A 15,107-nucleotide genomic window follows, 5' to 3' on the forward strand; every position below is an offset into this window, starting at 1 on the left:
ATACAAAATTGAAGAGAAATAAAAATCCCAGCATAAGCTGGGATTTTGTCAGTCATCAATTGAATTCCATATCTTACACATTTACTTCACTACAAAGTTATGCGGCTTTCCCTAAAGATAGCTCATCAGGTTTGCGGTCCTGATCAGTTATCATAAAGCTTAATATGATTGGTACTAAAATCAAAGTAAATACGGTAGATACCACTAAACCTCCGACGACTACCGCGCCTAGACCTCTATATAGCTCACTACCCGCACCTGGCATTAGAACTAGCGGTAACATACCGCCAACAGAGGTTAAAGTTGACATCATAATAGGACGAACACGGCTTTCAACCGACTCTTTAATCGCTTGTCGTGGACTAATATTTTTTTGTTTCAAAATATTTAATGTCTGATGCACAATCAATATTGCATTATTTACTACAACACCAGCTAAAATCACAAAACCTAAAAGTGTTAATACATCTAAGTTTTGAATGGGTGTATATCTGTCCATTACGCTAACCCAATGTACGGCCGCTAACCCCATAAATCCACCGAGAGTTGCAAGCGGTACTGTTACCATAATAACGAGTGGATACTTCCAGTTTTGGAATAATACCACCATGACTAAATAAACCACTAGCATGGCCAAAAAGAAGCTAGAACCTAAGGTACTAGCAAGTGAGCCATCACCTAATAATGCAGTCTTAATATCATTTAGTTTACCCGCACTACCAGCTAAGTTGACCTCAACGATAGGTGAAATAGCACCAGCAGATCTAAGTTCGGCTACCATGCTATTAATAGAAGCTATAGCTTGCTCTAACGGCATGCCTGCTGGTGGTGTGAACTGTAAAGTAATAGCACGTTGACGTGCTACATGTTTAATTTGATCTACACTTTGACTACGCTCTAATAATGCTAAAGATTGTAAATCAACGACTTGACCCTCAGGCGTTGCTAATGGTGTTTGTAATAACTCATCTATTGGAAAGTTACCTTGCTGTGCATTACTTACAATTTTGATATCTTTCAGCTCACCACCAATTTCAAAACCATTCATTAAAATGATGCCATCACCATTTGCTTGAACAGCTAAACCTAAATCGCGACGTGTCATGTCTAGCTCAGCTAAGCGTTCATCTAATGGTTTGATAGCCAGTTCTGGTGTTGGTAGTAAAAAGTTAGCCGGTTCAGGCATCGTTGCATAAGGGCCGTAACTTCCTATTAGCTTAAATAATAAAGCTGTTGCACTTTGTGTGATTTGTGATAAATCATCACCAACTAAATCAATTTGAATGGCAGATCCAGTTGTTCCTCCAGTTGAAAATAAAGGGAATTGAAATGCAAAACCAATCACATCAGGTGCATTGACCCCCACAAGAGTTTGATTCAGAAAGTCAACAGCATCGACTGTTTTTCCTGGTTCCATAGGAGACATACCATGAATTACATTGCCACCAACAGCCGCTAAGAAATAGTTGTCTAACTTAGGTGCTTTTATTGTTGACCCATCCATTAGATGAACATCAGGTCTATTATCTTCAGTTGAAGGAGGACCTCCGCGTTGGTTGGTTTCAGCAGCAAAGCGATCACCACTAATTTCCCATGATGAACGTATTTGAGATTCCATACGCTCACCAATCTCTGAAACTTGCTGTAGGTTATAGCCAGGCGGCGGCACCATAAAGCCAAATGCCAGATCTCTATTACCTTTTGGTAAGTAATCCATTGGTGGAATTAAAATGGCGATGCCAATTAAAGTCACAGTAGCAAAGCTGGCTATTATAGTAAGACGTTTTTTGGTACTTCCTGATATGTTATAAACAAAGTTACTTATTTGTTTTGGAACGGCACTGGCTTTATCTGATAGTTTATTGAGTAGAGGGTGATTAATATTTACCTGTTTACTCTCATTTCTTGCTCTTAATAGGTGAGCTCCGGCAACAGGAATAACTAACACAGATACAATGAAACTAATCATTACAGCTGCCATTATCGCTAAAGAAATATCTCTAAAAAGCTGACCTGCGCTGTCTTGAATTGTTAATATTGGAATAAATACGACTAGGGTTGTAAGTGTTGATGCAAATACAGCACCTGCAACTTCTTGTGTGCCTTCAACACTTGCTTTTAATGGTTTTTTCCCCATTTCTAGATGGCGGAAAATATTTTCAATGACGACAATAGCATTATCAACCACCATACCTACGGCAAACGCCATCCCAGCTAATGAAACAATATTTATTGAACGACCTAAGGCAACTAACACTACAATTGAACCGACCATAGAAATCGGGATCGCAATGGCTATAACACCTATGGTACGAATTGAACGTAAAAATAATAAAAGCGTTATAACGGCTAATAGCCCGCCAACAAAAATATTACTTTGTACTAAGGAAATTGAGTTTTTAACATAGCTAGACGAATCAACGACCATAACCATTTCAAAAGTGCCCTCTAAACCTAATTTTTTGGCGTGTTGTTCTAATAGGCCACCTGGAGCACTCAGGGTTTTAATTTCAGCTTTAAGCTGAGTCATAGCTTGTATTAAATTGGCTCCATTGGCTAGTTGGAAGTTGAAAAATGGCATTTTCACACCACGAGCACGGACCCAATCAGTCATTTCTTTATAAGTTTCGATTACTTCGGCTACGTCTCTTAAATATACTGGGCCATTGGAATCTCGGCGAATAACGGTATTTTCAACCGTTTCTACGTCACTAAATCGACCCATAGCACGCACACGAATATCATTTTTACCGTCAGGTAATTTACCACCTGAATAGTTACTATTAGTAAGTTGAATGGCGCTCACAAGTTGACTGTAGCTAATGCCATAATTAGCAAGGCGAGTTGGATCAAAACGAATTTGCAGCTCTCGCTCTCTGGCACCTAAAATGCCGACTTTTGAAATACCGTCAATGTTTTCCAAACGAGGACGTAAACGTCGCTCCATGAAATCATATAAGGTTGTATTATCAAAGTTTGGATCAGTAGCAGCAAAACCCACCCAAGAAATATAATCTACAGAATTAGGATCAACGCCTTCAACTGTAGGTTCAGATACACCTGAAGGGTATGCAGGGACTTCATTGAGTTTTTGTACAACTTCAGCTTGAGCTTTGGAAATATCAGTGCCTGTTTTAAATTCTAAGCGAATTTGGGCCGCAGATGTTTGACTAATACTGGTTATTGAAATTAACCCAGTAACATCGCTGAGTACTTTTTCTTGTTCGGCAACAATATCCGATTCAATTTCTTCGGGTGAAGCATTCTCCCAAAAAGTACGTACACTCACAACAACAGAGTCTACGGTAGGAGTCATTTGAACAGGTACTTGGCTAAATGCCAATATACCCGCAAGAATAGATAATATGACGCCAACTATGACGCTGATCGGCTGCTTTACAGCCGTTTCTACAATTTTCATTACAGCGCCTTAATTTTATTATCGTCTGCAACAGCAAATACCGGGCCTGGCATTAATCTTTCGTTGCCTTCGGTGATCACTTTATCTTCAGGCTTTAACATATGGCTTGATATTGCAGCTATGTTACCTTGGTGAAATATAACTGAAACAGGGATCGCTTCTGCCATTTGTTTATCACCATTTGTATTGACTTTATAAACTAAGGTATTAGAGCCTCGTTGCACAATGGCATCTTTTGGCACTGTTAAATATTTTGATTTAGCACCTTCAGGTAACCAAGCTGTCACTGACATACCTGGCATTAAGCCTGAATTTTGAACTTGGCTAATGACTTTAAATGTACGAGCGCGTGCATCAACATTACGTAATACTTTTATGTTTACGCTATTAAGCATTTCATCACCGACATTTAAACCAATTTGTGTTGGAATAATATCTAAACTATGAGTAAGACGTTCAGGTACATCTAACCAAGCTTCAAGCTTGCCTAAAGACGTTAAAGTAAATGATGTATCGCCCGCACCTAACCATTGGCCAGGTTCCGCTACTCTTTGAGTAATTTGACCATCAAAAGGTGCTTTAATTGACATATCGCCTAGGCGAACATCTATGATGCTTATTTGGGCTTGCAGGGCTTTAATTGCTTCATGAGCAGCAATTACATTTGCTTGACCGGATAAGGCTGCAGCTTTACTTTGACGTAATCTTTGCTCTGAAATCGCATTTTTATTAGCTGAATGCTTATAAGCGATATAATCATCTTCGGCTAAATTAAATTCAGCTTGAGCCAATGCATGTTTTGCTTTTGATAAAGCAAGTTCAGCTTCCAAGCGTGTCTTTTCTGCTGAGATCTTACGAGTATCAATTTCTAGCAAGATCTGACCAGCTTTCACTGAGTCGCCTTCATTTACAAAAACTGTGGTAATAACACCTGATTCAGCAGAAGCAATATGTGTTTGAGAGAGTGCTTTTAAGGTACCTGTTACACGCTTATGTGCCTGTAACTCTTGCTGTGCTACCGTAGAGAACCGTACAACTTGGTTTGCCGAAGCTGTGTTTGAGAAAGTGAGTGTAATCACACTCGATATGAAAAGAATGCCCAGTATAGATTCTTTTATTAAGCTTAAAAATGCATTTTGACGCATATCATCCCCCGATAATATTGATGTTACAAATCTTACGATGTTATTAGACCAGTCGTCTAGAGGTGTATTTTTGATTATTTTGCGATCAGATGCAAGTTGAAATTTATTTTTTTTGATCTATTTAATATTAAAATGTATATAAGAATTTAGGGACTAAGAAGGCTTTTGAATGTTGAAATAACGTACTGCTTGTCATCTGGATATAAATTTTCAGCGTTATTTCTCAGATGACAATGTAACTAAGATATTATTAATTATATGATTTTTAGTTATTGGTTAATATATGTTTAAAAATGATATCAACAAAGTCGTTATAAGGTTGCGCGCTCTTTTCTACTTGCATTTGAATGGATGCACCATGACTGGCGCTAAATAAAAAGCCTGACATTTTTTGAGGGTTTATATTACTTTGAAGTTCATTTTCAGCTTGCGCTTCATTAATCACTTGCGCAAGTTGTGCATTCATGGAGTCTTGAGAGCATTTTAAAGCGCCACGCATTGATTCACTTAATTTCGATTGCTCTAAAGCAAGTTTAGGGATCAAGCATTGGCAGTCTATACCCTCTTCGTCATGAAATTGCTGAATGCGAGCAAAGAAATTTTTAATTCTAGCTAGAGGTGTAAATTTTCTATCGCGAAATATATCGCGCATAAATTCACTGTTTTCGTCTGAAGCACGCTCAATAAGCGCCATACCAAAATCTTCTTTAGATTTAAAGTAGTGATAAAAAGAGCCTTTGGGTACGCCAGCAGCATCTAGTATTTCTTTAAGGCCACATCCGTTATAGCTCTTTTCAATTATAAGAGAGTGACCAGCAGTTAATATCATCTCTCGGGTATCTTGTTTTACCATTTTGCTATCTCGGATAAATGTTAAAAAATAGTTGCTTTAATCCGAATATTATTGGACCAGTCGTCTCTAATGTCAATTGCTAATATAAAACCATTAAATATTAGATATATTTAATGCTTTAAACCCTGATTGTATTATGGCTTCAGATATTTGTTTATAAACACCTTTTACTAAAACCCAGCGATGCCAATATAGATTTTGCGTTAATTTTACATTAGGCAGTATATTTATGATTTCACCTGAAGTCAGTTCTTTTGCTATTTGTAGTTCTGGGATCAATGAGTATGCAGCACCTTTTTTTGCTAATTCTACAAATGCTTCCGATGAACGTACGGTATGACATGGGTAGCTGCCACCTTTTAAGCCAAAATGCTGTTCAATAAATTTAATATGCATGTCGTCTTTTTGATCAAATGCTGCGCCGGGAGCATGCTTTAAAGTGTCACTATTAATACCATTAGCAAAATACTTTTGTTTGAATTCTGGTGATGCCACTAATATATAATTCATCGTCCCAAGTTTTGTTACTTCACAACCAGATAATGGCGTATCTTGAATACTAATCGCACCAAAAACTTCACCATTTTTGAGTTTAGATAATGTACGAGACTCATCTGCCACAATTAAATTAAGTTCAATAAGATGTTTATTGATTAAAGGCGTTAATGCCCCTATTAGCCAGGTTGCTAAGCTATCGGCATTTGTTGCTAAGTTTATAGTCAAAGTAGACTGAGGTTGATCAGGCAAAATTTGAGGTAACAGTTCGGCTTCTAATTGTTGCACTTGTTGATAGTGGCTTAATAGCTTTTTGCCAAGTTCAGTCGCAACAATAGGGTGTGAACGAATAAGTACAGGTTGTGCAACCAGCTGTTCTAATTGTTTTATTCTTTGAGATACTGCGGGCTGAGTTATGCATAATTCATCGGCTGCTTTTTCAAAACTTTGCTGCTTTATTATTACGCTTAAAGCATGTAGTAATTTGTAATCTAATTGATTCATTTAGCCACTTTATAAGTAAAATTTATTAAGTATAAAAAACATTAATTTTATTTATTTTAGTTTAAGCATTAAATTTACACCATCAATTTTAAGTGAGATTCTGTTAATGGTTATTTCAGCAATGCTTCAAGGTTTGGTTTTAGGTGGGAGTATGATCATTCCTATAGGTGCACAAAACTCTTATATTTTAGGGCAGGGAATAAAGCGAAACCATCATATTTTGGCTGCCACAATTTGTATGCTATGTGATGTGATTTTAATTGGCTTAGGCGTATTTGGCGGTAGCCAACTTATAGCCAGTAGTGATTGGATTTTACTCTTGGTTACTTGGGGAGGAATTTCCTTTTTACTTGTTTATGGTTTGATATCATTTAAAGCTGCATGGCAAAATAAGTATCAGGACTTTACGAGTGAAAAAGGGCTTAAAAGTAAGTCTGCTGTAGTTGCAACAACTTTTGCTGTGACCTTATTAAATCCGCATGTATATCTTGATACTGTGATGATTCTAGGGAGTGTAGGCGGGCAGTTTGTGGGTAATGAAAAACTCGCATTTGCGATTGGTACTATGCTAGCTGGATTAATATGGTTTTATAGCTTAGCTATGGGAGCTGCAAAAATGGCACCTTGGTTAGCGCAACCTAAAGTGCAAAGAGTTATAGATATACTGGTTGGGCTTATTATGTGGTTAGTCGCTTATTCACTATTTTCACATCAATTTTAGAAATAACTTAAACACATATAACTCAATGTGTTTAAGTCATTTTTCAAATGGACTGATACTTTAAACTAAAGCATATCTTTTAGTTTATAAAGAGCCTGAAGCGCTTCCCTAGGTGTTAAATTATCAGGGTCTAACCTTGTTAATGTGTCCATAGCAGGGTGTGGTGTTTCATTAAATGATAATTCAGTTTGTTGTGAATTTGTCACTGGAGATATTTCACTTACACTTTGATGATTTTCTAGCATATGTAACTTTTGTTTTGCTTGTTTTATGACTGGTTTTGGAACACCAGCCAGTGAGGCAACTTGCAAACCAAAACTTTTACTTGCAGCACCATCTAAGACCTTATGCATAAATGCGATAGTATCGTTATGTTCTACGGCATCTAAATGTACATTTGCTAATTGCGGTAATTGATCGGGAAGTTCTGTTAGTTCAAAATAATGAGTTGCAAATAAGGTTTTTGCGGAAATTTGATTGGCTAAATACTCAGCTGTTGCCCAAGCCAAAGATAAACCATCATAAGTACTGGTTCCCCTGCCTATTTCGTCCATTAATACAAGGGAGTGTTGCGTTGCATTATTTAAAATATTTGCAGTTTCAGTCATTTCAACCATAAAAGTTGAACGTCCGGATGCTAAATCGTCACTGGCTCCAATGCGGGTGAATATGCGATCAATGAGACCTATTTTTGCCGATGAAGCTGGCACAAAACTACCTATATGTGCCATAAGTACAATTAATGCTGTTTGACGCATATAGGTTGATTTACCGCCCATATTGGGACCCGTTATAATCAACATTTTTCGTTCTTGCGATAGTTTAATCGGGTTTGAAATAAATGGGTCTTTCATTACCTGTTCTACAACAGGATGACGACCTTGCTCTATATCAATTATTTGCCCATCAACCAACATAGGCCTTTGATAATTTAGTGCCTCAGCGCGTTCAGCAAAATTATTTAATACATCAAGTTCACTTAATGCTGCCGACATAATTTGCAATTGCTCTAAATTAGATTCAATTAAATCAAATAATTCTTCATAAAGTTTTTTCTCCAGTGCTAAGGCTTTACTTTGGCTGCCTAGCACTTTATCTTCATGCTCTTTTAGCTCTGGGATTATGTACCTTTCATTGTTTTTAAGGGTTTGCCTTCTTACATATTCCACCGGTACTTGATCTGAATAGGCACGACTGACTTCAATATAAAAACCATGTACTCGGTTATAACCAATTTTAAGGGTAGCTATTCCTGTACGTTCACGTTCTCTTTGTTCAAGTTTTTCAAGGGTATCAGTTGCACCTTGGCTGAGTGCGCGCCATTCATCTAATTCAGCATGGTAGCCTGGTGCTATTACGCCGCCATCACGAATAAGCACGGGTGGGTTATCAATAATGGCATTTTCAAGCAAACTTTGAAGTTGCGGTAAAATAGGTGAACTGCGTTTAATTTTATCTAGGCGTTTAGTGCTTGTATGGGTTAATAAGTCTTGTAATGGATGCAATTCTTGCAGCGCATTTCTGAGGCGAGATAAATCTCTGGGTCTGGCTGAGCGTAAAGCGAGCCTAGCAACGATACGTTCAACATCACTTATATTACGCAGAGATTGATAAATATCAGGAATGAGCCCCGTATCTATCAACTCTGATAAAGCATCAAGACGACCATTGAGTGTTTTATGACAACGAGTAGGTGTATGGATCCAACGTTTTAAAAGTCGAGATCCCATTGCTGTTGCAGTTTTATCAAGGACTTGTGCTAAAGTATTTTCAAAACCACCAGATAAATTTAAGGTAAGCTCTAAATTTTTTCGCGTTGCAGCATCTAATATAACATTGAGATCATTTTGCTCTAACGTGATTGCACGAATATGCGGTAGTGAAATTCTTTGTGTATCTTTTACATATTGCATCAAACAACCTGCGGCGATTAACCCCGCTTTAGCTTGCGCGACTCCAAATCCAATTAAATCTTTAGTTTCAAATTGCTGGCATAATAATTTGGTTGCGGTATCTAAATCAAATTCCCAAAGAGGGCGCCTACGACACCCTTTAAAACCTTCAATTAAATGAAATGGCTTAAAATTTTCAGGATATAACAGTTCTGCGGGTTGAATACGCTGTAAACAAGAATTAAGGGCTTCTTCATCGGCTGCTTCAACGATATTAAACCGGCCTGAGTTGATATCTAAATATGCCAGGCCAAAATCGCCTTTATCTTGTTGCCATACTGCGCTAAGTAAATTATCTTGTCTTTCCTGTAATAATGCTTCATCAGAAATAGTACCAGGGGTAACAATACGAACAACTTTTCTATCGACTGGTCCCTTACTGGTGGCAGGATCGCCAACTTGTTCACATATAGCAACAGACTCTCCCATTTGCACTAAACGCGCTAAGTAATTTTCAACAGCGTGGTAAGGTACACCAGCCATAGGGATAGGATCTCCACCCGCCTTACCTCTATGGGTTTGTGATATATCTAGTAATTGAGCCGCTCTTTTTGCATCATCAAAAAATAACTCATAAAAATCACCCATGCGATAGAATAATAAGATCTCACGATGATCTTTTTTTATTCGCAAATATTGCTGCATCATAGGGGTTTGTTGGCTTATAGTATGTTCAGAAAAAAGATCAATTGACATAAAAATTATCTATTTAGGCTTAAATATGGAATTACAACAAGATATACAAGAACTCGCTGCTCAGTTAGGGCGTATTCTAACGGATAAAGCACTTTGGATCACTACCGCTGAATCTTGTACTGGTGGCGGTATTAGTTATGCTTTAACAGATACACCTGGTAGTTCGGCTTATTTAGACCGTGCTTTTATTACTTATAGCAATAAAGCAAAACGAGAATTGTTAAATGTAAGTAATGAAACTTTATTAGAATATGGGGCGGTAAGTAAACAAACGGTAGATGAAATGGCCAAAGGGGCCTGTTTAGTGGCTAATGCCGATGTTGCTATTACTGTTTCTGGTATTGCTGGTCCAGGTGGTGCAACAGAAACTAAACCTGTGGGTACTGTATGGTTTTGTATCCGATATTTAAATGAAAGCCATACTTATGGTGAAGTTTTTATAGGTGGAAGAGCGGAAATTAGGTTGCAAGCAATTGTTTTTGCTTTGAAAAAATTAATAGTTCATATTAATTAATAAAATACGCTTGATACTGTGATTCTATACAGTATACTTGAGCGCAATTAAGAGTTTCCCAGTTAGATCCCGGAGAGTTAAATGAACGATAACAAGCAAAAAGCACTTAGTGCAGCAATGAGTCAAATAGAGCGCCAATTTGGTAAAGGTTCTATTATGAAACTTGGCGATAGCAAAAGCATGGATGTTGAAACTATATCTACAGGCTCTCTTGCATTAGATGTTGCTTTAGGTGTAGGTGGTTTACCTATGGGCCGTGTTATCGAAATTTATGGACCTGAATCTAGTGGTAAAACGACATTAACGCTTGAAGTTATCGCACAGGCGCAAAAATCAGGGAAAACATGTGCTTTTGTAGATGCTGAGCATGCACTTGATCCAATTTACGCTCAAGCTTTAGGTGTAGATATTAAAGAGTTACTCATTTCTCAACCAGATACGGGTGAGCAAGCATTAGAAATCTGTGACATGTTAACGCGTTCAGGTGCAGTAGACCTTATTGTCGTTGATTCTGTAGCGGCTTTAACACCTAAAGCTGAAATTGAAGGCGATATGGGCGATCACCATGTTGGCTTACAAGCACGTTTAATGTCACAGGCACTGCGTAAAATTACGGGTAATTTAAAGCAATCAAATACTATGATGATCTTTATCAACCAAATTCGTATGAAAATAGGTGTAATGTTTGGTAACCCTGAAACAACGACCGGTGGTAATGCACTTAAATTTTATAGCTCTGTAAGGTTAGATATTAGACGCATAGGTGCTGTAAAAGAAGGTGATGAGGTTGTTGGTAATGAAACGAGAGTAAAAGTTGTTAAAAATAAAGTTGCATCACCATTTAAACAGGCTGAATTTCAAATTGTCTATGGACAAGGTATTTCTAGAGAAGGTGAGTTAATAGATCTTGGTGTTAAACACAGTTTAGTACAAAAAGCAGGGTCTTGGTATAGCTATGGCACAGAACGTATTGGCCAAGGTAAAGCTAACGCAATGAAATTTATGGTGGACAACCCTGAATTAGCACTTGAATTAGATACTAACTTAAGAAACCTTTTACTGAAAAAAGAAGAAGAAACGCCTGATTCAGAAAAAGATGATGTGAGTGAAGAAGTATAAAATACTTTATAAAATTTTGAATATATAAACGCAGCTTGAGCTGCGTTTTTTATTTTTAGAATCAAGTATAATAAGATCTATGGGAATTTAGCTATCTTGCTTTTGAAATATATAGATTACTAAGATTAAAATGAATATTTAGCAGAAAACTGTAAGCGATTCAAATCACCTTCTAGTCCACTTTCAACTTCACGATTGGCATGTTTAAACTCAATACCAAAAGTGAGTTTTTTTTCTGGTGAGTATAGAAGGTTAGCACTGTAACTTATGCTAGATTGTGTGGGATCGCCCGTTAAATTCAATAAATTTATATCATTTTCTATTTCTATGAATGAATATAAAAAAGTAGACCTTATTTGAGTACTCCAGTTATGTTGGTAAGCTAGAAATCCGGATGTTGAATCTATTGCTTCAATATTATTGTTACTCGTTAATACGCCGCCATGAGCGATATTTAATCCGACATAACGCCCTAAGCCAGAACCTTGATTTAACATAAATTTAAAGTTATTTTTTCCGACGTTAATACGTCCTGACAAACTAACTCCATAAGCAGTTTCATCAGTATCAATACCTTGTGCTTTATATGTCAGTTGACGGATTAAGCCTGCAACGGCAATATGCCCCCATTCAGATTTATGAGTATATTTAGCATTAAAATCAGGGAGGCTAGCATCATCAGTTTCAATTCGGGATTTATTAACAGTGACTGTGCTTTCTGGGTTTTCAATAGAGAGTGAAATTCCTCCAGTGGTATATCTAATTTGTGATTGGCGTACAAATATAGTTCCTTCTGCCGGACCAACAAAATCTAAGGTTTCCGGTAGCACACTTACATTTTGAAAATTAGACCAAGCTTGACCAAATAGCCAACCGTCATAAGTGATAAAAGCTTGACGGATTCTTGGTGCGTGAGAGTTTGATACGCGCTCATTGCCTCCTGGTGAAACAATAAAATCTAATTCAATTTTGGTTTTAATACTTTTACCACTATCAAGTTTAGATAAAGTTGAAAAGTTGAAACGAGATTGACGTGCATGCATATCAAAAACAGCATCAGGGTTATTAACGCCACTTCCTACAGGCGTGGTGCTCGGTACGTAAAAATCACGCCCTAAACCATCATATACACTCCCATCTTCAGATGAATCTGAATAATCACTCCAGATAGTATCTAACTTTATATAGCCTCCATATTTAACCTGGGTATTTTCAAGGTAAGTTGCATTAGCTGATGAACTGATTGCAGCTAAAATTGTTGTAATAGTAAGCTTTTTAATTAGTTTTATGTTTGTCATCGTTGTATCCCATTTAAACGAAAGCACTTTGTTGTTAACATTAGATTCATTTATGAGTGGAAATTGCTCAATTACCTTTTGGTCTATAAGACTAAGGTGCAATAAAGCTAAAATTTACTCTGATTGTATGAAATCGCGATGCTACTTTATTTCAAATAGAGATAAAAACTTTGGTTGAAACAATAATGAAATTTAACGATAAGTTTATAATAAGTTTAATCTAATAGGTTATTTTTCAATAACTTTGGTAAATCAGGAAAAAAAAATTTTAAAGTGAAATTTGTATTTGAATAGCCATTAGGTACAACCTTATACTAAAGTCTAATATTTTAACTTTGATAGCTGAGTAATTCTTGCTAATAAGCAAGCAGCAAATTAATTAGGGAAACAGTTATGTCACAAAGTATTTACCCAATTCCATCTTCAATAAAAGAAGCCGCAATAATTAATGAGGCAAAATATCAAGAACTTTATAAATGGTCTATTGAAGATCCTGATGCTTTTTGGCAGGAGCAAGGCCAAAGACTTGATTGGTTTCGCCCTTATACTAAAGCAAAAAATACTTCTTTTGATAAAGGCCATATTGATATTAAATGGTATGAAGATGGTCAGTTAAATGCTTCTTATAACTGTATAGACCGCCATTTAAAAAATAAGGCTGATAAAGTGGCACTTATTTGGGAGGGAGATAACCCTGAGAGTGTAGAGCATATTACATACCAAAAATTACATGATGAGGTCTGTAAACTTGCGAATGGTTTGAGAAAACTTGGAGTCAAAAAAGGTGACTGTGTTGCTATTTATATGCCTATGACACCACAAGCAATTTATGCAATGCAAGCATGTGCACGTATTGGAGCTGTTCATTCTGTTGTTTTTGGCGGTTTTTCACCATCCGCAATTGCTGATCGCATTAAAAATTCAAACGCAAAAGTTGTGCTCACTTCCGATCAAGGCCGTCGAGCGGGCAATGTTGTGCCGCTTAAAGCAAATGTAGATGAAGCGGTTTCACAGGATTCAGTCACTTCAATTGAACATGTTGTTGTCCATCAATTGACGGGCGGTGAAGTTGATTGGAATGAAAAAGATATTTGGTGGCATGACTTAGTTGCCGATGAAGCAACAAGTTGTGAACCTGAGTTAATGGATGCAGAAGATCCATTATTTATTTTATATACCTCAGGTTCAACTGGTCAGCCAAAAGGTGTTGTGCATACAACGGGGGGGTATTTAGTCTATACATCTCTGACACATGAGTATGTTTTTGATTTAAAAGAAGGTGATGTTTTTTGGTGTAGTGCTGATGTGGGTTGGATCACTGGACATAGTTATATCGCATACGGACCACTCGCCAATGGTTGCACGCAAGTATTGTTTGAGGGGGTTCCTACTTACCCTTCAGCAGGACGTATGGGTGAAATAGTTGATAAACATAATGTTTCTATTTTATATACTGCACCGACAGCAATTCGTGCCTTAATGGCTAAAGGTGATGAACCTACAGCTAGTTCAAATCGTGAGAGTCTACGTATTTTAGGATCTGTTGGTGAGCCAATAAATCCAGAAGCCTGGTCTTGGTATTATGAAAAAATTGGTAATGGAAAATGTCCAATTGTTGATACTTGGTGGCAAACAGAAACTGGAGGTATGATGATCACGCCATTACCCGGTGCAACCCAAATGAAACCCGGTTCAGCAACACGTCCATTTTTTGGCATTGCACCAGCTTTGTTTGATGCACAAGGAAATGCGCTTGAAGGAGAGGCTGAAGGTAACTTAGTTATTTTAGATAGTTGGCCTGCGCAGGCTCGCACCGTTTATGGCGATCATGAAAGGTTTGAACAAACTTATTTTTCTGCTTATCCGGGTGTTTATTTTACGGGTGATGGCTGTCGTCGCGATGAAGACGGTTATTACTGGATCACAGGTCGTGTTGATGATGTGTTGAATGTTTCAGGTCATCGTTTAGGAACTGCTGAAATTGAAAGTGCGTTGGTTGCGCATACAGCTGTAGCTGAAGCTGCTGTGGTTGGTTATCCTCATGAAATAAAAGGACAGGGAATTTATGTTTATCTTACACCGAATGATGGCATTACTATTACGGATGAACTAACAAAAGAAGTTCGAAATCATGTACGTAAAGAACTTAGTCCGATAGCATCTCCTGATATGATTCAATGGTCGCCGGGTTTACCTAAAACGCGATCGGGTAAAATTATGCGACGAATTTTACGAAAAATAGCTGCAAATGAACATCAACAGCTAGGAGATACTTCTACGCTTGCTGATCCAACGGTAGTTGAAGAGTTAATCGAAAACCGCCTTAACTGTTAGTTGCTTGGAATTATTGTCATCATTAATGTAATGGCTGTTATAAGATAACAGTCAT

Annotated in this window: 10 protein-coding genes; 4 read left to right on the forward strand and 6 right to left on the reverse strand. The window is 37.4% G+C overall.

Going from position 1 to position 15,107, the window contains the following annotated elements; translation table 11 throughout:
* Positions 1-97: 97 nt before the first annotated feature.
* The 4 genes from BM088_RS01140 to BM088_RS01155 all read right to left on the reverse strand — a co-directional run bounded on the left by BM088_RS01140 (position 98) and on the right by BM088_RS01155 (position 6,418).
* Complete coding sequence (locus BM088_RS01140) at positions 98-3,421, reverse strand: efflux RND transporter permease subunit (RefSeq protein WP_091978994.1); 3,324 nt, start codon at positions 3,419-3,421, stop codon at positions 98-100.
* Positions 3,421-4,566: an efflux RND transporter periplasmic adaptor subunit gene (locus tag BM088_RS01145; RefSeq protein ID WP_091978996.1), complete on the reverse strand. Its 1,146-nt coding sequence runs from the start codon at positions 4,564-4,566 to the stop codon at positions 3,421-3,423. Before BM088_RS01145 ends, BM088_RS01140 begins: the two co-directional genes overlap by 1 nt.
* 265 nt (positions 4,567-4,831) lie before the next feature.
* The gene (locus BM088_RS01150; RefSeq protein ID WP_091978998.1) at positions 4,832-5,419 is read right to left on the reverse strand and encodes a TetR/AcrR family transcriptional regulator; all 588 of its coding nucleotides are present in this window, start codon (positions 5,417-5,419) and stop codon (positions 4,832-4,834) included.
* A 93-nt stretch (positions 5,420-5,512) separates the two neighbouring features.
* Positions 5,513-6,418: a LysR family transcriptional regulator ArgP gene (locus tag BM088_RS01155; protein ID WP_091979000.1), complete on the reverse strand. Its 906-nt coding sequence runs from the start codon at positions 6,416-6,418 to the stop codon at positions 5,513-5,515.
* Positions 6,419-6,569: 151 nt separating this feature from the next.
* Here BM088_RS01155 and BM088_RS01160 point away from each other — a divergent pair, with 151 nt between their 5' ends.
* Positions 6,570-7,139 (forward strand): LysE/ArgO family amino acid transporter, encoded by a 570-nt coding sequence (locus BM088_RS01160; RefSeq protein ID WP_245763723.1) that lies wholly within the window; start codon positions 6,570-6,572, stop codon positions 7,137-7,139.
* A gap of 65 nt (positions 7,140-7,204) precedes the next feature.
* Here BM088_RS01160 and mutS read toward each other — a convergent pair whose 3' ends face one another.
* The gene (gene mutS, locus BM088_RS01165; RefSeq protein WP_091979004.1) at positions 7,205-9,787 is read right to left on the reverse strand and encodes a DNA mismatch repair protein MutS; all 2,583 of its coding nucleotides are present in this window, start codon (positions 9,785-9,787) and stop codon (positions 7,205-7,207) included.
* Between the two features lie 25 nt (positions 9,788-9,812).
* Here mutS and BM088_RS01170 point away from each other — a divergent pair, with 25 nt between their 5' ends.
* Positions 9,813-10,301 carry a CinA family protein gene (locus BM088_RS01170; protein WP_091979006.1) on the forward strand — a complete coding sequence of 163 codons (489 nt, stop codon included), beginning with the start codon at positions 9,813-9,815 and terminating at the stop codon, positions 10,299-10,301.
* Positions 10,302-10,382: 81 nt separating this feature from the next.
* A complete protein-coding gene (gene recA / locus BM088_RS01175) occupies positions 10,383-11,420 on the forward strand; it encodes a recombinase RecA (RefSeq protein WP_091979008.1) in 1,038 nt (345 codons plus the stop codon).
* A 125-nt stretch (positions 11,421-11,545) separates the two neighbouring features.
* On the opposite strand, the gene BM088_RS01180 is transcribed toward recA, so the two are convergent.
* A complete protein-coding gene (locus tag BM088_RS01180; protein ID WP_091979011.1) occupies positions 11,546-12,718 on the reverse strand; it encodes a DcaP family trimeric outer membrane transporter in 1,173 nt (390 codons plus the stop codon).
* A gap of 393 nt (positions 12,719-13,111) precedes the next feature.
* Between BM088_RS01180 and acs the strand changes: the two genes are divergently transcribed.
* Positions 13,112-15,052 carry an acetate--CoA ligase gene (gene acs / locus BM088_RS01185; protein ID WP_091979013.1) on the forward strand — a complete coding sequence of 647 codons (1,941 nt, stop codon included), beginning with the start codon at positions 13,112-13,114 and terminating at the stop codon, positions 15,050-15,052.
* Positions 15,053-15,107 lie beyond the last annotated feature (55 nt).

The organism is Pseudoalteromonas denitrificans DSM 6059 (assembly GCF_900112265.1).
In the GTDB taxonomy this organism is placed as follows: Bacteria; Pseudomonadota; Gammaproteobacteria; order Enterobacterales; family Alteromonadaceae; genus Pseudoalteromonas; species Pseudoalteromonas denitrificans.